We start from the raw sequence: 22168 nt of genomic DNA, 5'->3' as shown, positions 1-22168 counted from the left end.
TATCGCATTAGTAGCGGTCGATAATCAGGCGATTAGCCAAACGACCTGGGTGCTCAGGCTGCTCAGCGGGATAACCTGCTGCAATCACCAGCGCAACACCGTGCTCGGTCGACTCGCCCAAGCCGATTGCCTCCAAGACCTTCGCCTCATCCCAGCCGGTGGTTGGGGAGGTTGCAAGACCCTCACCCTGGGCTGCGAGCAGTGCGAAGCTGCCCACGAGCATAGCGTCCTTCATTGCGGATTCGCGCAGGCGTGCAGGATCCGTTCCGATCCACTGTGCGATACCTGCTGCGCGCTCGGCGCCGAAAATTTCTTCCAAATCCGTTGGTACACCGGTGCGTGCAACAGCGACGAAAACAACGGGCGCATTGCGCAGTTGCGCCTGGCCGGATGCGGCAAACAGACCATCCTTAACAGCCTGGTCGCGCACCACGACCAGATCGGCGCGCTGCGCGTTGAAGGCAGTTGGGGCTTCAAGAGCAAGCTTTGCCACCCGCAGCGCCGTCTCCTCGCTCACGGGAGTGTCGGCGTAGATGCGGGTTGCGCGGCGTGAGGTAATGGCCTCGGAAACAGTCATTGGCATAAGGAACTCCTTCAATAGTTGTTGATACATCACCTATTGTATCAGGCGATCAGTTACAGTGTAACTACCATGCTCGACTTCGCCGCTCCCGCCAACATCGTCGCCCCCCAACTCCTCGGGGCCACACTCAGCCACGCCGGCGTCACCCTGCGCATCACCGAAGTCGAAGCCTATCTCGGCACAACCGACCCAGCCAGCCACTCCCATAACGGCATGACCCGCAGAAACCTCCCCATGTTCGGACCCCCGGCACACTTCTACGTTTACCGCTCCTACGGGATCCACCTCGCTGGAAACATCGTCTGCGCAGAAGAAGGAATCGGACACGCCGTCCTCCTGCGCGCTGGTGAAATTATTGATGGCCTCCCCCTCGCCCTACAGCGACGCGGCAAAATCCCCTTCCACAAACTCGCCCAAGGACCAGGCAACCTCGGCAAAGCTCTCGATTTCACCCTCGAGCTCAACCGCGCCTCAATTTTCGGACCCGAGCTTCTATTCACGCCTAGGGCAACCGCGCCGGAGATCACCAGCGGACCACGGATCGGGATTAGCAAAAATACCGACGCCCCATTGCGATTTTGGATTCCCAACCACCCCACCGTCTCTCGACGAAAAACACCTCACCGCACCCAATAACGCCCCTTCACGTCGCCATCACGCCAACCTTAGCCGTGAAATGACATCACTGGTGCAGACGCGCCCTCCCCAATTGACGACAGCCTCCTCGCCCCTTGCATGAGCTCAGTTTTTTCACACCCTCAACTTTTAGTAGCCCAAAGCTTTTCACGCCCCCATGCCCACCTCATGATGAAAACATTCCCCATCTCATCAAGCGTTGAAAAGATTGACCACTACCTAAATAGACAGCACTGTCTAGCTTGGTATATGGATTTTTGGTACTACTTGTGCTTTAGTAGTAACATCTCCTTATTCTAAAAAATAGACAGCTTTGTTCAGAAGGGTTGTAAAAAATGAAGTTGAACAGCTTTGGCGTTCAGGTCACCATTGGCCTGATCGTCGGCATCATTTTAGGTTTAGTCGCTAAGGATGTTGCGTGGCTTGCTGGAACCTTAAGCTGGGTGGGCTCCACCTATGTCCAGCTTTTGAAAGTAATGATCGCCCCCTTGATCGTTACCGCCGTTGTCACCTCTGTCGCCAACTTGCGCAAGGTGACTAATGCTGCGCGTTTAGCTGGCCAAACCTTGCTCTGGTTTGCTATTACTTCTTTCTTCTCCGTGATCGCCGGCATTGTGGTTGCGTTGGTGCTCAAGCCAGGTATTAATTCCTCCATCGACCCCAGCACCGCTGCCGAGCCTTCCAAGACAGGATCATGGCTAGGCTTTATTGAGTCCATTGTGCCTGGCAATATTTTCGGCTTGCAGGCCTCCGCTAACGATAGTGGCGTGTCCTTGAGCTTTAGCGCACTGCAGCTGATTGTTATTTCCATGGCTTTGGGTATCGCCGCGATTAAGGCCGGTAAGGCTGCGGAGCCATTTATTAAATTCTCCGAATCCCTACTCGCTGTTATCCAGGTGGTGCTGTGGTGGATTATTCGCCTCGCGCCGATTGGTACCGCCGCTTTGATTGGTCGGGCTGTGGCTACCTATGGGTGGGATGCGATCGGTTCCCTGGGCAAGTTTGTGCTTGCGGTATACGTGGGTCTTGCCATCGTCATGTTTGTGATCTATCCTGCCGTTCTTGCTGCACACAAGATTTCGGTGGTTGATTTTTACAAGAAGGTATGGCCGGTTACTTCGCTTGGTTTCGTTACCCGCTCCTCGATGGGTGTCATGCCCGTAAATCAGCAGATTGCCGAGCAAAAAATGGGTGTTCCCCGCGAGTATGCCTCCTTCGCAATCCCGCTGGGCGCTACCACGAAGATGGATGGTTGCGCCGCCGTGTTCCCTGCTGTGGCTGCGATTTTCGTCGCCCAGTTCTACGGGATTGAGCTCAGCTTGTCGCATTACTTGCTCATCATCTTCGTATCGGTGATTGGTTCTGCTGCTACTGCTGGCACTACAGGTGCCACGGTGATGTTGACCTTGACGCTGTCGACTTTGGGCTTGCCTTTGGCTGGTGTTGGTTTGTTGCTTGCGACCGAGCCGATTGTGGATATGGGTCGTACTGCGGTGAATGTGACGGGACAGAATTTGTCCGCACTGATTGTGGCTAAACGTGAGGGCATTTTGAAAGATGTCGAGTCTGCACACACGGAGCTTATCGACGCCGACAAAAGCCCAGTCAAGGCTTAAAAGGTAGCCTAAGACTCATCGTCTGAGACTGTGATGAAGGGTGAACACCACCTCCCTGCGCGCTGCATGTTCGCAGGGAGGTGGTGTTTTTTATGCTGGGGAAATAGGCAAATACACCTTGCCGCCCGCTTGATTGAATTCTTCTGACTTTTCAGCCATTCCAGCTTCAATTGCTTCTGCAGAGGTCAGTCCGTGTTCTTTGGCGTAGTCGCGCACGTCTTGGGAGATGCGCATGGAGCAGAACTTGGGGCCACACATGGAGCAGAAGTGTGCTGTTTTCGCCGGTTCAGCTGGCAGGGTTTCGTCGTGGAAGTCGATTGCGGTTTCGGGGTCCAGCGATAAGGCAAATTGGTCGTGCCAGCGGAATTCAAAGCGAGCCTTGGATAAGGCGTCGTCACGCTCTTGGGCGCGTGGGTGACCTTTGCCAAGGTCAGCGGCGTGTGCGGCGATCTTGTAGGTGATCACACCGGTTTTCACATCGTCGCGGTTGGGCAGGCCGAGGTGCTCTTTAGGGGTGACGTAGCACAGCATGGCGGTGCCCGCTTGGCCGATGATAGCCGCACCGATTGCCGAGGTAATGTGATCGTAGCCGGGGGCAATGTCGGTGGTCAGGGGGCCAAGGGTGTAGAACGGCGCTTCGTCGCACCACTGTTCTTCCCACTCCACGTTGATGGCAACCTTGTGCATGGGCACATGGCCTGGGCCTTCGATCATGACCTGCACGCCGTATTCGTGGGCGATCTTGGTCAACTCACCCAAGGTGCGTAGTTCGGCAAGTTGGGCCTCATCGTTGGCGTCGGCGATGGAGCCTGGGCGCAGGCCGTCGCCGAGGGAGAAGGTGACATCGTAGGCGGCGAGGATTTCGCACAGTTCGCGGAAGTTGGTGTACAGGAAGGATTCTTTGTGTTCCTTCAAACACCATGCTGCCATGATGGATCCGCCGCGGGAGACGATTCCGGTGACACGCTCGGCGGCGAGTGGGATGTAGCGCAGCAGCACACCGGCGTGCACGGTCATGTAGTCCACGCCTTGTTCGCACTGTTCAATCACGGTGTCGCGATAAATTTCCCAAGTAAGTTTGGTGGGATCGCCACCAACTTTTTCCAACGCCTGGTAGATGGGCACAGTACCCACGGGTACTGGGGAGTTACGTAGGATCCACTCACGCGTTTCATGGATATTATCGCCGGTGGACAGATCCATAATGGTGTCTGCGCCCCAGCGGGTTGCCCACACCATTTTTTCCACTTCTTCAGCAATGGAGGAGGTGACAGCAGAGTTTCCGATGTTGGCGTTGATCTTGACGGCGAATTTCTTGCCGATGATCATGGGCTCAATTTCGGGGTGCTTGTGGTTCGCGCAGATTACGGCGCGACCGGCAGCGACTTCTTCGCGCACTTCTTCTGGGCTAAATCCTTCGCGGTGCGCAATGTAGGTCATCTCTGGGGTGATGATTCCCGCGCGTGCCCAGGCAAGTTGGGTGCGCACCAGCATCTCGGGGTGGGTGTCGCTGGCGGGAGCGGGGGCTGGTTTTTCCCAGCTGTCGCGGGTTTTCGCAAGCCCGTATTCGAGGTCGAGCTTCAGGTCGCTTTCGGTGTAGATGCCGGAAGTATCATAGACCTCGAATTCTTCACCGGTGGTCAGCTCGATGGCGCGGGCTGGTACTTTCATGGCGGTGACGCTGCCGTCGGTGTTGGTGTGGGTGATTTCGTTGTATACCTTGTGGCTGCGGTAGATCGGCCCGGTGGTCAGCTCACCTGGTTTGGGGGCTGCGGCGCGCGCGGCCTTGGCTTGTGAGACACGGCTGCTCATGGTGTTGTCGTCCTTCCTTCGCCGGCATTACCCGGGCAGGTTCGAGCGGTCGAACCCAGGCCTTGGGTTCCTCTCAGCGCACGGATCCAATCATGCACTCCCGCGGGAATTGTGAAATTTTTCCACCCTTGATCAGGGTTTGTTGCAAAGTGTAGTCGGCTGCTGCGTTTTTGTTTAACTGTGTGCACCCGATAACCACAGTCCCACCACTACCCTATGCTTATCGACGCCCCACCGAACCCCATTCATCACACACCTAGTCCGACATAAATATTGCACACAATTAAATACGTGGTTTCGAGCAGAATAGACCAATAACTCACTACCGCTCGGACCCTGAATCTCACGCACGCACAACAAGAAAGCTAATTTTGTTTCAATTGCGGCCAATAAGTGGACTGATAGCACGCTTCACACAAGCTCCAGCTAATGGTCCTCATTGCTTTTAGTACGCGAGCATAACCAACAATGACTCAGTGCTTTTAAATCGCGAGCATACGTAGCGCTTCATCCAAACCGCTACGCCACACCACATCCATTTTTGCGTCAGCACGGCCAGGGCCTGCACAAATGGTGGACACCATCTTCTGCTGCTTCTTAGCGTCGATCACGATCCGCATCCCACTCATCACAGCAAGCGACGAGCCGAGGACAAGCACCGACTGCGAAGATTCAATAAGCTCACTCACGCGCTGTTTATGAAGGACGGGTACCGGTTCGCCAAAATACACCACGTTGGGTTTCATGCGGGGCGAATCGCAGTGCACACAACCGGCAAGCCCAGATTTTTCATGGGGTGGGTTTGGTGGTGGTGGGTTGGGGTGGTGTGTTTGTGGGGTTGGTTGGGGCACCTTCGCCTTTGGTTGTGGTTTTCAATGGCAAGGTGTACGTCCGTGTTTTTGTGGTGGGGTTTTGTGGTGGGGTGCCTGCGGTTGGCTGCCGGTGGTGGGGTCTGCTGCGTGTTGTGGTTGAGGGGGTTAGGTTTTTCGTTTTTTAAGGGGGCGTAGGAGGTTTTGGGTGTATTCCATAAGTGTCACCAGTGTGGGGGTGTGTGTGCTTTGTTGATCGAGGTGGAGGTATATGCGCCTGCTGCTTGTCGTGATTTTTGCAGAGATTGCAATAAACCTTGCTCGAATGGTTTTTGGTGCCCATGTCCACCACGGGTTGTCGGATTGATTTCGTTTCTTGTTGTTGCCGCTGTTGTGGTTGTTGTAGTGATGGTCGAGTAGTTTTGTCCAGGTGAGAAGTTGGTGGGCTAAGGTTATGATGAGACACCAGATTTGGTTAGCTTTGAACTGGCAAAACGGTAGTTTTGCAAGGCCTTGATCTTTGGCGTCTTTGATGTGTTGTTCGCATAGTGATCTTTGGCGATAGTACTGGTCAATGCGTTGAATATTGCAGTTGAGGTTTGTTGCGCATAATTGGGTGCGTATGCCGAGTTGATTGAAAATGCTGTGTTGGCACCCTGCGTGGGGGGGATTCTATCCGTGCGATCACGCGCATCGTGGTGGGGTAATCAGTAAGAAGGTTCACCAGTGGTTTGTCATCTTCTAGGTGTGCGGTTTGTAGTAGTCCGGTGATGTCTTCAAGGAAGTGTTGGTCATCAAAGCTGATATCCCCATTGCCACGCACAATTGGCACACGGGTGTTACGTAATGATCGATAATCTGTGTGACTAGTTGCTTCGTTACCGGATCTGATGTGCTCATTGAGGAGGATACTTGCTGTAGGTGAGGGTGAAAAGCCAACAACATAACCGAGGTCATGGTCGTCTAAGGAGCTAAGGAATTGTTTTGTCCCACCAGCACTGTCAGCACGGATAACAAGTCGTTTGCCCCAAGGTTTGCCATCGCTGTGATCGGGGAGAGCGGTCAGGATTTCTTTGACAAGCTGGCAATGATCATTAGCGGTGTTTGCTCCCGCGTTACCTGGGCGAAGCAGACAGGTTAAAAATTCCCCACCAGTTAACCCTACGCTGGTGTAGTCGATAAAAGCACATAATGGGTGGAAACCAAACCCCTTCTTATAGGTAGGTGCGGCTTTTTCCTTGCCAGAATGCGCACAGATCAGTGTCGCATCAATATCTACTATCAGGGGTTTGTCTACTGTAGCGAGCTTATGTGGGGCTTGATCGCCCAGCAGGTTCCATAGTGTGCTACGGGCGTATTTGATCGCGTGAAGGAATTCTTCACGTATTTTATCGCTGGTGTCTTTATGCTCTGTCAGTCGCCGCCACAGGGTTGATACCGACGGCAATGGCTGAGACGATAATGCTGTCGAAACAGAATCTAACAAGTTGATGTCTTTAACATCGTCACCACCAGCAATTAACGATAACGCTAACCCAGTACACGCATCACCAAAAGTATGTGTTAACCGTTGCCGTGAGAAAACACGATCAAGGCTGGCACCAATCCCGACTAATTGAGCTACATGAGCAAAGGGTAACACCCCCGCGCGGGAAACAAGACGGGTGCAGCTGGCCATCATAGGGGTGTATGTAGTAGTCTTCACCATGAAAGTGCTCCTTTTCTGCTTGGAATAAAGGCTTAACAACATCTCTATTCTAGCAGGTCAAGAAGCACTTTCTTTACTTTTTACACACCTTTTAAGCCCCACCCCATGAAAAATCCGGGCAAGATGAAAATCATCCACCCACTGCTCTTCTAATTCCACGTCACCATCAGGATTAACCTCAGCAGGATCAATCAGGTGCGTGATTCGGAAAAACGGGTTAATTTTCTCCATGCGCATATCGAACTCGAAACGCGCCTCGGTGCGCCCACAATCCAGACACACCACGGTGGCGAAATCCCCATGCAGGTTAAGTACATTGGTGGTACCAGCACGTTGGTGCAGGCCATCAACATTTTGAGTAATCACGCCACTGAGAAAGCCCCGCTGTTGCCAACAGGTAATGGTGCTATGGATGGTGTTCGGGCGGGCTTGCTCAATATAGCGCCACCCCAGAAACGAGCGGGCCCAGTAGCGTCGTAAAGCATGAGCATCGTGCATGAACTCCTGATAGGTCATGGGGCGATGCCTCATCAGACTGCCGTTGGGGCCGCGATAATCCGGAATGCCGGAACCGGTCGACACCCCAGCACCCGTAACAACCAGCACTTTCCCGGCGTCGAGTTGGCTGCGGATACGCACGCACGCCACATCGGCGGGAGTTGGGGTCGTCGTTTCTTCCAGCACGCGGCTAAGGCTGCGCAACGCTGATTGATGAGCAAAATTAACCGCCGCGGGGGCGCCAGGGATGTTCGAATGCACAACCGTTGATCGTATTAGGCTTCGATGCCGAAGAAAAAGCCGAGACTAAAAGTAATAGCCAAGCCCAGCGCACCGCCGATCACAAGTCGAGCAACAGGGCGTAACGGTGTGGTGTCGGAAAGCTTGGCTGAAATAACACCAGTAATAGCAAGGGCAACAAGGGTGATAACAGTCACCACACCAGGGCCGAAGCGCACCGCCGCCAGCAACGGAAGACTTGCCCCAGCAATAAAAGCGAGCGCAGAAGAAAACGCCGCTACCCACGGATTAGTCAGATCCTGCGGGTCGATGCCAAGCTCAAGACGCACGTGCGCGTGCAAAGGATTAGCATTGTGCATTTGTTGCGTTGCTTGAGCAGCAGTGTGTTCATCAATGCCGTAGCTGGTGAGAATGCCAACCATTTCCGCGAATTCTTCGTGAGGAAGTTCGGCGAGTTCTTTTTCCTCCAATGCAATCAGGCGGCGTTCGGTGTCGCGCTGCGCGGAAACAGACACATACTCCCCCAGTGCCATACTCACTGCACCGGCAAGAGTTGCGGCCATACCGATGAGGAAAATAGTGCTGCCAGAACTTGCGCCCGCTGCCACAACCCCAAGGAGCATGCAGGAAATACTCACGATGCCATCATTAGCGCCAAGCACCCCGGCGCGCAGCCAGTTGAGTCGGCTGGCTGTGTCGGTGTGGTATTCCTTAACATGGGTCATGGTGCCCACTCTAGGTGGGCTTTTGTGGGTTTTCTAGGATTGTTAGCCTTAGCAAATCGGTATGTGGTTATGCTGTGCTTTATTCCCCATTGCTGTCTACAGCTGCGCTGAGGAAGGGGGTCGTTTCACTGTGATCTGTGGGGTGAATGTCCTTAAGAATCACATACCTATTAATGTGCGCTGATTGATTCAGATTTAATAGTTAGAGTTTCAGCGCCGACACCCAAAATTGACCTGCGGTTTTATTGGTAGCACTTGCTCTATCTCTAACTGATATTTCCTTAAGTATGAATTTTTCCCGCCTTGCAAAAATTCTGTGCACCGCCACCACAAGAAGACACTGTTCCCAGTGGGTATCCACACGAAAAGCACACCCGCTCAACACCAAAGCTTCCTCACAGCGAAGAGGAAGCTTTGGTGTTGGGGCGGTGTGGCACAGTGTGTTTTTAACGTTGCTGCCAGAGGAATTTCCACACCACAGTAAATGCACCGGCAACCACGCCGATAAGACCGATGATCAGCTGCGGGAGGCTGACTTCACCAGGAGCTGCATAAAGCAGTGGCGATTGTGCGCCAAGCCCATGGATAAATCCAGTGATGGCGGGGTTGGGGATCAGTAGGAGGAATCCCAGTGGGAGTGCATAAAACCCTGGGGTTTTGAGCACGTTGACAACGGTTGTTCCTACTGGTGGTTTCTTTTCCCCGACGCGGGTGACCGTCAGCGTGAAGGTGGCGGTATCAACCCGTTGCGCACTGTCGGTGAGAGTGACGGTGACGGTGAAGTGTCGGATGGTTTCACGCCCTTCCCACGCCACCTGTGGGGTTCCGCTAATCACACCACCGGTGGCGCTGAGCCCCTCAGGAAGCCCAGTGACCGCAATTTCTGCTGGTAGTGCGCTTGTTGCGGGGATGGTGAGTGGTTGGATGGGCTGATTGTTCGACACAGTCAGTGGTGTGAGCGAGCCGAGTCGTGGGGTGGCGGGCACGCTGCGTGGGTCTTTCGGGTTGCTTCCGGCACGGATTTCTTCCTCGTCGCTGAAGTTGTCGTTGTCGTCGTCACTATCGAGGATATCGGGGGCGCTATCGGAGTCAGTGTCCCTGAGAATGCGCAGTGTGGTTTGCGTTTCGGCGGTGTCCTTGCTGCTGTGGGTGGCTGTAATGGGGATGGTGATCTCAGTGGTTTCAACACCATCGAGCCAGCCAAAATCGGGGGTGCCCTGCAACTGGTTGCCGTCGAGGCTAAAGCCTGTGGGCAGCTCGGCGTGATAGCTGAGGTTTAGTTCAGCGCTGTTGCTTAGGGTGATTGGGTTAATGGCTTGGCCTTCGATGATTTCTTGGTGGGCAGGAGTTGCTGTGATCGTCCAGGTGGGGGCGCTGCTGTGCAGGCGGGGGTTGCTGCCAGCTCGTTCTTCTTCGGCGTTGGTGTAGCCGTCGCCGTCGATATCCTCATCGAGGATGTCTGGGATGCCATCTTTGTCAAGATCACGCAGCACCTTAATGCGTACTTCTTGCTGGTTTGTCTGCCCGCTACCTGCGTGTTCTGCGTGGAATGTGGAGATAAGTTCGCGGCTGGTTTCCGCTTCGGCCCAGTCGGTGATTTCTGGGGTTCCGTGCAGTTGTGCGGTTTCGGGGTTAAAGTGCAGTCCGCGCACTGGTGGGTTGCTTAAGCGGTAGTTGAGGGCAAGTTCCTGTGCTCCTTCGATGGTGAGGTTAATCGGGTCGAGTGGCTGGTATTCCACTACGTCTTGGTTGCTGAGTGCAGCGATGGCCCAGGTGGGGGTGCTGCTGTGCAGGCGGGGGTTGCTGCGAATGATCTTTCGCATGGTCTCCCGTCGCACGGGTGCTGCTGTGCAGGCGGGGGTTGCTGCCTGCTCGTTCTTCTTCGGCGTTGGTGTAGCCGTCGCCGTCGATATCCTCATCGAGGATGTCTGGGGTGCCATCTTTGTCAAGATCGCGCAGCACGGTGACGGTGAAGGTGAGCATGGTGCTGCGTCCTGGCACATTATCGATGCCGTCGCGTTCGGCTTTGAGGCGGAATTCGATGCTGCGGCTGGTTTCTTCCTCGGCCCAGTCGGTGATTTCTGGGGTGCCGCTGATACGGCTGGTGTCGGGGTTGAAGGTGGTGCCAGGCGCGAGTTTTTCGGCCATGAACCGCCCCGATACTGGGTGAATGAGGGCGATCAGCACGTCGTTGATGGCTTGTGCCTCGATGATGCGCTGGTCTTCGACTTGTTTGAAAGCAAAGTCTGGTGTGCTTTCGCTGTCTTGATAGTCGGTTCCGACGGCGTGTTCTTCATCGTTGCTAAAGCCGTCGTTGTCCGCGTCGATGTCGGTGAGATCCGGCGTGGTGTCTTTGTCGGTGTCACGCGTGACGACGACCGCAAGCTGCTGACTAGCCCTCTCACCGCTGGCGGGGTGTACTGCTTCGAAGACAACGATGAGTGTGCGGCTGTTTTCACCACGCGCCCAGTCGGTGATTTCTGGGCTGCCGGTTAGCTGCCCATTATCAAACAGAAGCCCTGCGGGAAGATTGTCAACCCCAATGGTGGCGCGCAGCTCAGGCTGCACAGAAGGGGTGATTGCTTCGATGGGTTGGTGTTCGACCACAGTGATTGGCTTCAGTGGGGCAAACTGCAGTACGGGCTTCTGGGCAGCATCCTTGGGGTTGGTGCCTGCGTGGGTTTCTTCCGCATCGGTGTACTGATCCCCATCGTCATCCCCATCGCGCAGATCAGAGATACCGTCCTGATCGGTATCGCGTTCCACGGTGATAGTGAGGGTTATTGGTGCAGAATCCCCAGTAGGGTGCTTAGCTATGAAAGTCACCTGCAGGTCACGGGACTCTTCCATACCCCACTCACTTATCGTTGGGGTGCCTGTGAGTTGCCCATCAACAAAGCGCACACCTAAAGGCAGCTCGCCAACCACCTCAATGGTGGCAGCAACTGGCTGGACAAGTGTCGGTGTGATTGGTGGCATCGGCTGATGCTGCGTGATAGTCACTGCACCGATTTCGGCCAGTGCTACCCTCGGCGCATCATCCTTATCTTTGGGATCAGTGCCCGCTTCGCGCTCTTCAGCATCACTAAAGCCATCGTTGTCATCGTCCGCATCACGCATATCTGGGGTGCGATCATGATCGTGATCCCGCTGCACGGTAATGCTGAGAGTCACTGGCTCAGAATCCCCAGCGGGATGCTGCGCAACAAAGCTGATGGTCACTGTGCGGGTATCATCATCACCCCAATCAGTGATCACAGGGCTGCCCAACAACCGCCCGTTGTCAAACTTGAGACCAGCAGGCAGCTTTCCGTGCACCACAATCCGGGCATCTACTGGGTGCAGCAATGTTGGGCTTTGTTCCTCAATGGCGTGGTGCTCGACCACCGTAAGAGGTGCCAGCGCACGCAACGCAACCGTCGGGGTGTTGGCCGGGTCCTTCGGATCAGTCAAGGCTGCCTGTTCCTGCGCGTCGCTAAACAAATCATTATCATCATCGTGATCGTCATAATCAGGCAGATCATCCGAATCCGAATTGCGCGCAACCGTAATCGCACACTCTAACTCCGCACGATCCCCACTGCCTTGGTGCACAGCCACAAACCGAGCCCGAAGCACCCGAGACTCCTCCTGCTTATCCCACTGGGAAATCACGGGAGTACCGTGAAGCACACCGTGCTCAAAGCGCAGACCATCGGGAAGCTCAACCGCCTCAATAAGAGCATCAACCACGCCAGCGAGACGAATCTCCCGCTCAATCCTGCCGGTCTTTTCTACCACCTCAATCGGATCCACCTGCACAAAAGCAAGGGTGGGTTTGAGATTCTTATTCTTCGTATCCGAACCAAAAGCACGTTCTTCTTGATCACTATAACCATCATGATCATCATCCTCATCGCGCAGATCAGGAATGCCATCCCCATCAGTATCGCGCACAACCGTGATCTCCACAGTCATCCACACAGCATCATCATGCCCACGATGGGTCGCACGGAAAGAAGCAGTCAGCTGTTTATGCTCCTCCTCGCCTTCCCACTCAACTGCGGGAATACCCACGATGGCGCCGTCGACAAAGCTTAAACCTTCAGGCAGGTGATCCGCAACAATATCTGCGTGCAGCAACGGCGTCGACAAGCGCACAGGTATATCAAGCGCCACGCCCTCCCGGACTTCACTGACTGGCACCTTAGCAAAAGCCACAACAGGTTTATCCTGCGCATCCTTCGGATCATGGAAGGCAGCGCGCTCCTCAACATCAACGAAGCGGTCATTATCATCATCCTCATCCTCAATATCAGGAATCTGATCGCGGTCAGTATCCCGCAACACCGTCATACTCAACTCCGCAACCGCAGAACGACCCGCCGGGTGAACAGCCACAAACTGCACCTTCAGCTCCTGCGACTCCCGCTCACCCCAAGGCTCAAGAGAAGGGATGCCGCTGAGAACATCGCCAGCAAACTCCAACCCATCGGGCAGATCACCCTGAACCTCAATCAGCGCATGAATCGGCTTCGTCAACGCCACAGCCTGGCTGATACGCTCACCTTCCCTGACCCGCAGCGGTGCTAAGGGCACAATCGCAATGTCCGGCTTATCCTGAGCATCCTTCGGATCAGTCTGGGATTGCTGCTCCTCGACGTCGGTAAACAAATCCTTATCATCATCACTGTCAACAGTGTCAGGCTCGCCATCAGCATCCACATCACGCAGCACCCGCAACGTCACACGACGCTGCGCCTGATCCCCCGACAACTCGTGGCGGGCTACAACCGTGATCGCAAACACCTGGCTTTCCGCCTCACGTGACCATTCCAGACGCGGCGTGCCCAGAAAAACACCGTTCTCAAAACGAATACCCGCAGGCAACTGCGCCGGATCAACACTTACACTCACCTCAAGCGGCGCAGTGAGAGCAAGCGGAGAACCGCTGTGATAATCCTGCCCATCAATCGCCACAGGCAACGTCACAGGCTCAAGCCCCCACTCAGGCTTGTCGGTTGCGTCCTTCGTACTCGTGCCAGCCGCCTGCTCCTCAATATCGCTGTAGGCATCGTTATCATCATCGATGTCATGCGCATCAACCTCACCATCCTGGTCCGTATCCAAATGCGCACGCAGCTGAGTATGCAGCACCTGCTCCCGATCAGCATCGACCACGGTGGTCTGCACGGGAATCTCCAGCACATCTGCAATCCCTCGCGGGAGCGGATTATCCACAGTAATACTCAGCTCACCTGACTGCGGATCGATGCGTACATCCCAGCCCACATGAGCATCCATAGGCCCTAGAGCAAAGCGAAGTTCAGGTACAAAAGGAACAGAATATTCCGGACGCACTGTCACTTCGCCTTGCCCAGGCACAATCGCAGGAATAGTCCACCGCGGTTCAAACACAGCGCTATCGCTTAACACAAACTCAGCATCCACCAAGGTTTCGGTTCCGTCCTGGTAGATCACCTTCACAATGAACTCCGGGGCGGCATTGCGCCCTGGGAAATCCCTCACGGTAATAACACCGGTGTGCTGATCAATGCTGGCCGAAGTCACAGGCCCCACATAATTTTTGTAACCCACAAGTTCAAAGCGGGTATTCTGCGGAATTTCTCCAGCTTCTTTATCTGGGGTGCCCGAAATATCAAAGGTGGGGCGGAAACTGTGCACAGTTTTTCCACGCACGAAAGCAGCAGGCTGATAGGAAGGGATGAATACGTGATTAAGGCGGAAAGAATTCGGGTCTTTCGGATCCGTAGCACCACTGTGCTCGTGGTAGTCATCAACGCCATCATTATCATCATCGTGATCGTGATAGTCGCTGATACCGTCACCGTCAGTGTCGATCTCCACCTGGATCATCGTGCTCACAAGACGCCGACCATCATGCGCATTCACGCCCTGAATTTCCACCACAAAGGACTCTAACCACTGCGCACCAGGAACAAAGGCTGGTGCCGAAACCTGCACCTGTGCGGTGTCGGGATCCACCTCCACAATCCAACCGTGAGGAATCTGGGTGGTCGGTGCCAGCTGGTAACGCACCCTTGGTGTAGCCATACTGCCTCGGGGATGGGCAACAACGGTTTCTCCCCCTGCCGGAACCACGAGTTCATGCCGCTCGTAGTCTAAGCGCATGCTGATGCGATCCACTGTCACCTCAGCAAAGGTGGGTAAAACACTACCATCGGAAAATTGCACGAAAATCGGCAACTGGTGGAAGGAAGGCTCCAGCAAAACTACCTGTATCTCACCTGTGTGCGGATCAACATGGTAGCCACGGTTCGGGTTGGGATCTTCACCCTGGCGTGGATCATGGGCATAAAAAACCGTGGCGGGTGGAAGGGAATGATCACCACCGTTAATCTTGATAATTTCTGGCCTTAATGCCGGAGTATCCTCGCCATCGAGATGCTGATGCCGATAGTAAATCCGGTACTGTTTCGCCATCTCAGGGGTGTTATACACCTTCGGCTGTTGGTCTTGTTCATCAAGGAGGGTGTCGTTATCATCATCCTCATCCCAAAAATCTGGGCGACCGTCACCATCAGTATCGAGGCTAAATTCCACAGGAAGGGGAACAACAACTGCCCCGAAACGCTCAGGATAGCTCAGAAAAACAGTTCCTTCTACCTGCTCAGTGGCGGTGGTGGGATCATCGACACGAGCTGTAATCGCACCGGTGTGGGGGTTGAAATCAAAAGACCATCCGTGCGCATCGTCTGGCGCTTTCCACGTCATGCGCATATCAGATTCCAGCGCATTCCGGCTCTCAGGAACAACTGTGTACTCCTGCCTTGGCACAACCACGCTGGAATCGTAGGAAAGATACCGGGGCAGACCAATGCCGGTGAAATAAATGTTCCTGCGCGAACGGCTACCATCCTCGTAGGTTACTTCCACGGTGAGTAGTCCGTTTCTTTCACCAACGAAGGGGTGCGCTTGTACGGTGACCACACCGCTGTGTTCATCAATGCTGGCAGAAAACGCCTCTGTGAATGCCTGCCGCTCGTTGGGCACGAGACTAAAGCGTGCCGACGAAGAAAAATCACCAGACACAAATCCCGCAGGCCCATGCTGATTCTGCTTGCCCAATCGGGGTGTAAATGTGGTGGTGGCACCAGCGCGAACAAAATTCAGATGCGTTGGATAGCTGAAAGAATAGATGGCTGCGTGTAGGTGATTGTCATCAACGAAGGGGTCGCGCCCGCTCAACTGCTCAGTATCATTATCGACACCATCACCGTCGAGATCGCCATCGCGTTGGTCGTCTACACCATCGCCATCCGTATCCACGACGGCGTAGAAATCGATCGGCTCAGCCTGCCCACCAGGAATAGATGCTGTAAGAGTGATCGTGCAGCTGCCAAAAGTGCGCAAGTCGTGCATGGTGAAATCTTGCGGGTAGCCCCGGTGAAGAACCTCAAGGTACCCCTCATCGTTGATGGTGACCGACCACAGATCCTTGTATCGTTCTAAGCAGCCACTACGTACCTGATAGGTCACTTCATCTGGTACTGAACCTTCGTAGAAGATAGGTACCCGCTGTGGTTGGTTGGGTCGTAGAAGGATCTGGCGGTTTCGAAGCGAAAGCTTATACAGCGCCGTTTCTTCTGCATGTACAACAATGTTGACAATGCCAACGCTGCCGTCGCTAAAAGTTACCTCCACGGGGTATTCGCTACGCTCAGTGGCTGTTAACGGCAGCGTGGCACTAATAGCACCAGTAGATTGCTCCACTTCATAATCACCGGTGGCTGAGGCAGGCTTGGCAAAACTACGCACCTGTGGCTGATCCTGATCCCAGGTGTAGAACACCGGATCTTCTCCTAGGGCTGGGGTGGGAGTGTAATCGGGATCGTGGCGGAACCGAATCGGTGCGGTGTGGAACTTTGTGCCTGGGCGCACAAAAAAATGGTGGTTTTCAGGCTGGAGTACTGCCGAAAGCGCTTTGCCGTGTTGAGTCTTCGGGTCGGTGCCTTGGCTTAATTCGATATCGTCGTGAATACCGTCGTTATCATCATCGTGATCATCGATATCGGGCTGAGTATCCCCATCGGTATCCACATGCACGCGCAGCGTGAATTGATGTTCTTCATACTGATTTCCCACAGAATAGCCCACAATAATGGGCTGTTCAAATACTTCTGGTGGCCTCGTGCTTAACCGCAGCAAGAAGCGGGAATTTTCGGCAGTGACCTGCTGATGTTTTCCGCTTTCTGCTTCCTGCTCAATGGACACGTAAGAACGCTGAACGCGGCTATCTGTATACACTCGGAGATCGCGCAGACGCGATAAGTCCACACCTTCTGGCCATTCAATGTCTAGGTACGCGTTTTTCCCTGGACTTAAAACGAAATCGCTGCGCTTGAGCTGTGGCTTAAAATCGACGGCTTCGGTGACAGTAACCGAAACGAAGCTTTCGATCATGCGATTGCCCGCCTTGACTGTGACCGGGATGCTGAGCTCTTGGCCCACCGCGGCATCATCGGGGATGCGCACCGATAGGTCCGACTCGTAGCCTTCGCGCATCTGCCCTAATAGATACGTACCCACGTAATTGCGCCGTGAATTACCGACGATTCCTTCCACGAATGTACGATCTTTGAACCATTGCGACAGGGCGCGCCCTTGGGCATCCGTAAAGCCTTGGAGCACCAGTGGGACTAAAGAGCCAGCTGCGCCGCGTCGGGGCGCAAAATGTACATTCAGTTCCCCGAAATCGTGAATACCAACAGGGATCGTGGCTGTTTCTTGAGAACCATCACCATAGCTAACCAAAAGTTCCACATCGAACCGTGCCGGTAAGTCGAGGGTGATTGACTGTTCGTTCAGGAACAGCATCCACCGCTCGTTGTGCCAGCGGAGGTGAAAAATATCGGCGTGTTTCTTCAGTTGCACTCTCGGGCGGGCACGCTGGATTAATTCTGGGTCTTCGTGGTGCGTGTGCTGGTTAAGAAAACGAATGTCGCCGACGCCTTCAGGGTGAAAATCATAAACAAACCCTTCAATGGGTGCGGTGTCGAGTTCTACGTGCTCAGCAAAGGGGCCGAACTGAGGTTCCAGGTCTGTTTCTGCTGTGGGTTCGCCGTTGTGCCCATGATCGGGTTCAGCCGGCAGGTGGGAATGCGTTTGTGTCGCAGGCACAGTGTGCGGGGTGGGTAATTCCGCAGGTGGGATTTCAAGGGTCGTTGGTGCGGCAGGCTGGTTGGTTTCATTGCTGAGTTCTTCGGTGTATTCCTGCTCCTGAGCTTTGACCGTCACGGGGTTAAGGGTTTGAGGAACGATGCCTAGAGTTGCGGTTAAAGAAACCATTGCGGCAATCGAAATGCCCCGTCGTGTGCGTGCTGCGCTCATCTACGTTCATCCTCAAAAACTGGCGTTGAATTCCGGTGTCTTCATTCCCTGATAATGAAAGTGATTCAAGGAAACCTATAGGAAGTATCCCAAACGTGGAGCCTGTCCCAACTTAAGTTTCGCCCAACTACCCCCATAAAATTTTCTTAGCTGCACAAATGATTGCGTGGGGTTATCTAACGGGGGTGAAGAAATTAACGCGCAGGTCATAGTGCTTTATCTTGGGTCAACCTATGAGATAAGGGGACCCTTTTAAATTTGAGAAAATATTAGCTTTTCTTCCCGCCCTCCTGCCCCTTCCTCACTTTTCCCTCAGCCACCCACAGACATCCTTATTAAAAATCAACGTCATATTTGAGCCAGTGTCCGCACTTTCAACGCCTCAAAGGCGGAGGCGGATTCTCGTGGTTGCGAAAGCCCCCTCCTTGAGCAATGCTTCGGTTAGGCACCGAGGCAGTTGTTCGAGAAGGGGGCAGAAGGTATGTACGACACGAAGCGCTACGCGACAGTGAGCCTCTTTTCTCGTTGCCGCAGTCTTCGCTGCACAGTTTTCAACTCTTTAGCGTCGCCCGAGGTAGACGGAGTCGACGTCGCCGTGGCGGGAACACGTGGCGTCCCACCCGTCGGGGCGCACCTGCACCACCATGCGACGCCCGCACAGCTGACAGAAGCGGGGTGCTTCTAATCCGGCGCGTGCAGAAGGCGAGAGTTTGATTTCTTCACCTTTGGCGATCTCTTGGCCGGTATTGGGGTGGTAGATGGGTGCGTCCCCGGCGAGTAAGGCTGAAAGTAGTTCGTTGCTCATTAGCAGCTCGCGTTCAGCGCCTTAATGGGCAGGCGCAGTTTGCCCAGCATGTCGAGGTCTTGCTCCATGGGGCGACCGAGGGTGGTGAGGTAGTTGCCCACGATCACAGCGTTGATGCCGCCAAGGAGGCCTTGTTCGGTGCCGAGGTCACCAAGGGTGAGTTCGCGTCCACCAGCAAAACGCAGCATGGTCTTCGGCAGGGCGAGACGGAACGCGCCGACGGCGCGGAGCGCATCAGGGGTGGACATGACTTCCTTGTCGGCAAAAGGAGTGCCGGGACGTGGGTCGAGGAAGTTCATGGGAACCTCGGTGGGGTCGAGTTCGGCGAGATCACAGGCGAATTCGGCGCGTTGTTCGAGGGTTTCGCCCATGCCGAGGATGCCGCCGGAGCAGACTTCCATGCCGGATTCAGCGACCATGCGCAGGGTTTCGCGGCGGGATTCCCAGCTGTGGGTGGTGACCACATTAGGGAAGAAGGAGCGCGCGGTTTCCAAGTTGTGGTTATAGCGGTGCACACCGGCAGCGCGCAGCCTATCGACCTGCTCTTGGGTGAGAATACCGATCGAGGCGGCGACTTCGATATCAACCTCAGCCTTGATGGCGGCTACTGCTTGCTCAAGCTGGGTCATCAAGCGCTCGTCGGGGCCTTTGACGGCGGCGACGATGCAGAATTCAGTAGCGCCGGACTTTTGGGTCTGCTTCGCTGCCTCAACAAGTCCTGCGATGTCGAGCCATGCGGAGCGCACAGGGGATTCAAACAGGCCGGACTGGGAACAGAAGTGGCAGTCTTCGGGGCAGCCACCGGTTTTCAGCGACACAATGCCTTCGACTTCAACTTCTTCGCCGCACCATTTCAGGCGTACTTGGTGTGCGAGGTCGAGCAGTTCGGGGATGCGGTCTTCGTCGAGAAGGAGTACCTGGAGCACTTCTTCTTTGTTTAGGCCGATGCCTTGGTCGAGGACTTTGGTGCGGGCGAGTTCGAGGATGTCAGTCATGGCGGTCTTTAGCTTTCTCCTTGTGTGTGCACTTTTGCTGCATGCGATGGCGTTGGGTAGCGTTGGGAAATTGGCCATCGTTCAAAAATTGTATCTGAACATTGTTTAACTTGGGGAATGTTTTACAGTTGAATCCATGTACCCCGACACCCTTGCCCTGCTTAAGCAGCTAGTTCAGAATGCGTGCGTCAACGATTTCACCCCTGGTTCCGGCCAGGAAGTACGCAATGCTGACACAATCGAGGAGTTTTTTGCCGACGTCGACACGCATGTCGACATCCGCCGTTTTGAGCCCGAACCTGGCCGGGTCAGCCTCGTTGTCACCGTTGCCGGCACCGATGAAGCGCCACCGCTGACCTTTTTAGGGCATACCGACGTAGTCCCCGTTGATGTGGCACAGTGGACAACCCCGCCTTTCGACGCCGTGGTTGACGACGGCAAAATTTTTGGGCGCGGCACCGTGGACATGCTGTTCCTGACCGCCACAATGGCGGCAGTCACGCGCGAGGTTGCCCGGCGCAAAGCCCGCGGGGACAAGCCGAAAGGGACGCTACAGTTTGTTGCTCTCGCCGATGAGGAAGCCCGCGGCGGACTTGGCGCGAAATGGATTGCCCACAATCATCCTTCAGCGGTGAACTGGGAAAACTGTCTGTCCGAAACAGGTGGTTCTCACATCATCGGCACAGGCGGCGAAGATTCTGTCATTGTTTATGTCGGCGAAAAGGGTGCGGCACAGCGTCGACTGCACGTCACCGGCGATCCCGGCCACGGCAGCGCACCCTACGCCAAAGATCACGCCGTGGTGAAAATCGCTGAGGTTGCCCGACGCATCGCACACGCGCAACCTACAATCACTGATTCAGAAATATGGCGCGGATTCGTGCACGCCTTCCGCTTCGACCCCGCCACCGAACAGCAAGTACTTAGTGGCACAAACTATGCTGCGCTGGGCACACTCGCCGCCTACGGGGATGCGGTGAGCAAACTCACCATCTCCCCCACTGTGCTTCGCGCCGGCCAAGCAATCAACGTGTTGCCCTCGCACGCCTGGCTGGAACTGGATATCCGCACCCTACCTGGCCAAACCCAAGACGATGTTGATGCTGTGCTTATCGACGCCCTCGGCGAGCTCGCTGAACACGTCACCATTGAGCGTCTCATCTGTGAAGATGCCACCATCTCCCCCACCGATTCATTTTTATATCGCGCAATCGAAAACACACTGCACGGACTTTTCCCCGACGCAACAGTTCTCCCCATGATCGCCGCCGGTGGTTCCGATCTGCGCTTCGCCCGCGCACAAGGCGGCACCGGCTACGGTTTTGCCGCCCACGCGAAGGAAAGAACACTAGGCGAAATGCACGCCCAACTGCATTCCCACGACGAATACCTCCACCTAGAAGATCTCGACCTCACCATAACCGCCTACTGGGAACTAACACGCGCATGGATGTACTAGCACCCCGCTTTCACAGTGCCCGCGCCCTTATGTGGGCACTCGCCACCGTTCTTATTTTAGGTGTGCCCACCGACATCATTCCCAACCCCATTTTTGGGCGCGACGTGCCCGTACGCGCATGGGAACTACCCGTTCTGCTCGCAACAGCACTGCTGACAGCCATTTGGGCGGGACTTCCGAAACGAAGTATCAGCAAGCAACACACACCCATGGCACTGGGAGTAACCGGCGCGTTATTTGCGATCGCCTGCCCTGTCTGCAACAAGATTGTGCTGCTCATTCTGGGCACCTCCGGGGCACTTGGTGTGTGGCAACCCATCCAGCCTTATCTCGCCGCCATCTCACTTGCAGCACTCACCATCACCGTGATCTGGGCGTGGAAAACAAGGCCGTGCGCGGGCAAGACATGTGATTATTAGTATATGAAAAACAGTACACGTGAAACCATTATCAAAGCCTTGGGCGAACCACGAATGGAACCGTATATCCAGGCGAGTAATAACCACCGGAAAAACGCCATTGCCCGCTATGAGTGGAATATTGAAATGTCCGCTTCGATTCAACAAACCTTAGGCTATCTACAATAAGAGGCCACTATAACGAAGAGGCCTACAGACGCAAAATGTTCTGTAGACCTCGTTCACCGCAATGGCAAGGGACCTTGTCCTTACCTTCTCTGAAAACAAGCATATACACGTTCAGCGAAAAACACATGTTTGTTGTCACTAGTTCACAACCATGTTCTGAATTTTTCCTCGTGAGCCGAGAAACAGACACTAAATTCTGGGAGTTTAAAGATCTGTTACTACGTGGAGGATTCTCGCAAACTTGGTAGAAACGCACGTCAGCCCCTCAATTCTGGGAAGAACCTTGGGGCTGCGGCTGGGTTGGTTTACACCGTAAAGGCGTAAGCGCCTACCCACAGCATAAA

15 protein-coding genes and 1 riboswitch are annotated in these 22168 nt (G+C 54.7%); of the genes, 4 read left to right on the top strand and 11 right to left on the bottom strand.

Translation table 11 applies throughout. The features are described 5' to 3' along the window. Nucleotides 1–7 precede the first annotated feature (7 nt). A complete protein-coding gene (locus CFELI_RS00260; RefSeq protein ID WP_277103477.1) occupies nucleotides 8–583 on the bottom strand; it encodes a nitroreductase family protein in 576 nt (191 codons plus the stop codon). 69 nt (nucleotides 584–652) lie between these two features. On the opposite strand from CFELI_RS00260, the gene CFELI_RS00255 reads away from it, so the two are divergent. Continuing rightward, nucleotides 653–1219, top strand: a complete 567-nt coding sequence (locus tag CFELI_RS00255) for a DNA-3-methyladenine glycosylase (protein WP_277103478.1) — start codon at nucleotides 653–655, stop codon at nucleotides 1217–1219. Nucleotides 1220–1554: 335 nt separating this feature from the next. Next, nucleotides 1555–2835 carry a dicarboxylate/amino acid:cation symporter gene (locus CFELI_RS00250; RefSeq protein WP_277103479.1) on the top strand — a complete coding sequence of 427 codons (1281 nt, stop codon included), beginning with the start codon at nucleotides 1555–1557 and terminating at the stop codon, nucleotides 2833–2835. Between the two features lie 90 nt (nucleotides 2836–2925). On the opposite strand, the gene thiC is transcribed toward CFELI_RS00250, so the two are convergent. The 10 genes from thiC to bioB all read right to left on the bottom strand — a co-directional run bounded on the left by thiC (nucleotide 2926) and on the right by bioB (nucleotide 19778). Then, nucleotides 2926–4647 carry a phosphomethylpyrimidine synthase ThiC gene (gene thiC / locus CFELI_RS00245; RefSeq protein WP_277103480.1) on the bottom strand — a complete coding sequence of 574 codons (1722 nt, stop codon included), beginning with the start codon at nucleotides 4645–4647 and terminating at the stop codon, nucleotides 2926–2928. Then, nucleotides 4644–4761: riboswitch (TPP riboswitch) on the bottom strand. Its footprint overlaps the gene before it by 4 nt. A 368-nt stretch (nucleotides 4762–5129) precedes the next feature. Further along, entirely contained in the window at nucleotides 5130–5414 is a 285-nt protein-coding gene (locus CFELI_RS00240; protein ID WP_290260119.1) for a Sir2 family NAD-dependent protein deacetylase, read from the bottom strand. A gap of 210 nt (nucleotides 5415–5624) precedes the next feature. Next, complete coding sequence (locus CFELI_RS13590) at nucleotides 5625–6032, bottom strand: transposase (RefSeq protein ID WP_353959545.1); 408 nt, start codon at nucleotides 6030–6032, stop codon at nucleotides 5625–5627. After that, nucleotides 6028–7137: a transposase gene (locus tag CFELI_RS00235; protein WP_290259054.1), complete on the bottom strand. Its 1110-nt coding sequence runs from the start codon at nucleotides 7135–7137 to the stop codon at nucleotides 6028–6030. Before CFELI_RS00235 ends, CFELI_RS13590 begins: the two co-directional genes overlap by 5 nt. 84 nt (nucleotides 7138–7221) lie before the next feature. Beyond that, nucleotides 7222–7923: a Sir2 family NAD-dependent protein deacetylase gene (locus CFELI_RS00230; RefSeq protein WP_277103230.1), complete on the bottom strand. Its 702-nt coding sequence runs from the start codon at nucleotides 7921–7923 to the stop codon at nucleotides 7222–7224. Between the two features lie 14 nt (nucleotides 7924–7937). Beyond that, nucleotides 7938–8627, bottom strand: coding sequence for a VIT1/CCC1 transporter family protein (locus CFELI_RS00225; protein ID WP_277103231.1), 690 nt, complete (start codon nucleotides 8625–8627; stop codon nucleotides 7938–7940). 446 nt (nucleotides 8628–9073) lie between these two features. After that, nucleotides 9074–10450, bottom strand: coding sequence for an Ig domain-containing protein (locus tag CFELI_RS00220; protein ID WP_277103232.1), 1377 nt, complete (start codon nucleotides 10448–10450; stop codon nucleotides 9074–9076). Next, a complete protein-coding gene (locus CFELI_RS00215) occupies nucleotides 10338–17978 on the bottom strand; it encodes a Rib/alpha-like domain-containing protein (protein ID WP_277103233.1) in 7641 nt (2546 codons plus the stop codon). Before CFELI_RS00215 ends, CFELI_RS00220 begins: the two co-directional genes overlap by 113 nt. A 559-nt stretch (nucleotides 17979–18537) precedes the next feature. Further along, entirely contained in the window at nucleotides 18538–18783 is a 246-nt protein-coding gene (bsaP, locus tag CFELI_RS00210) for a biotin synthase auxiliary protein BsaP (RefSeq protein WP_277103234.1), read from the bottom strand. Continuing rightward, on the bottom strand, nucleotides 18783–19778 hold the full coding sequence (gene bioB, locus CFELI_RS00205; RefSeq protein ID WP_277103235.1) for a biotin synthase BioB: 996 nt from the start codon (nucleotides 19776–19778) through the stop codon (nucleotides 18783–18785). The genes bsaP and bioB overlap by 1 nt, the downstream gene beginning before the upstream one ends. Before the next feature lie 136 nt (nucleotides 19779–19914). Between bioB and CFELI_RS00200 the strand changes: the two genes are divergently transcribed. Next, a complete protein-coding gene (locus CFELI_RS00200) occupies nucleotides 19915–21237 on the top strand; it encodes a M20/M25/M40 family metallo-hydrolase (protein ID WP_277103236.1) in 1323 nt (440 codons plus the stop codon). Beyond that, a complete protein-coding gene (locus CFELI_RS00195; RefSeq protein WP_277103237.1) occupies nucleotides 21225–21656 on the top strand; it encodes a hypothetical protein in 432 nt (143 codons plus the stop codon). The genes CFELI_RS00200 and CFELI_RS00195 overlap by 13 nt, the downstream gene beginning before the upstream one ends. The last annotated feature ends 512 nt before the right edge of the window (nucleotides 21657–22168 follow it).

The organism is Corynebacterium felinum, assembly GCF_030408755.1.
Classification (GTDB): Bacteria; Actinomycetota; Actinomycetes; order Mycobacteriales; family Mycobacteriaceae; genus Corynebacterium; species Corynebacterium felinum.
This window is presented reverse-complemented; position numbering and strand designations above follow the sequence as displayed.

Excerpts from the sequence above, each read along its gene's own strand:
- CFELI_RS00260 (WP_277103477.1), bottom strand. The coding sequence starts at position 583 with ATGCCAATGACTGTTTCCGAGGCCATTACCTCACGCCGCGCAACCCGC.
- CFELI_RS00255 (WP_277103478.1), top strand. The coding sequence starts at position 653 with ATGCTCGACTTCGCCGCTCCCGCCAACATCGTCGCCCCCCAACTCCTC.
- CFELI_RS00250 (WP_277103479.1), top strand. The coding sequence starts at position 1,555 with ATGAAGTTGAACAGCTTTGGCGTTCAGGTCACCATTGGCCTGATCGTC.
- thiC (WP_277103480.1), bottom strand. The coding sequence starts at position 4,647 with ATGAGCAGCCGTGTCTCACAAGCCAAGGCCGCGCGCGCCGCAGCCCCC.
- CFELI_RS00235 (WP_290259054.1), bottom strand. The coding sequence starts at position 7,137 with ATGATGGCCAGCTGCACCCGTCTTGTTTCCCGCGCGGGGGTGTTACCC.
- CFELI_RS00225 (WP_277103231.1), bottom strand. The coding sequence starts at position 8,627 with ATGACCCATGTTAAGGAATACCACACCGACACAGCCAGCCGACTCAAC.
- CFELI_RS00220 (WP_277103232.1), bottom strand. The coding sequence starts at position 10,450 with ATGCGAAAGATCATTCGCAGCAACCCCCGCCTGCACAGCAGCACCCCC.
- CFELI_RS00215 (WP_277103233.1), bottom strand. The coding sequence starts at position 17,978 with ATGAGCGCAGCACGCACACGACGGGGCATTTCGATTGCCGCAATGGTT.
- bsaP (WP_277103234.1), bottom strand. The coding sequence starts at position 18,783 with ATGAGCAACGAACTACTTTCAGCCTTACTCGCCGGGGACGCACCCATC.
- bioB (WP_277103235.1), bottom strand. The coding sequence starts at position 19,778 with ATGACTGACATCCTCGAACTCGCCCGCACCAAAGTCCTCGACCAAGGC.
- CFELI_RS00200 (WP_277103236.1), top strand. The coding sequence starts at position 19,915 with ATGTACCCCGACACCCTTGCCCTGCTTAAGCAGCTAGTTCAGAATGCG.
- CFELI_RS00195 (WP_277103237.1), top strand. The coding sequence starts at position 21,225 with ATGGATGTACTAGCACCCCGCTTTCACAGTGCCCGCGCCCTTATGTGG.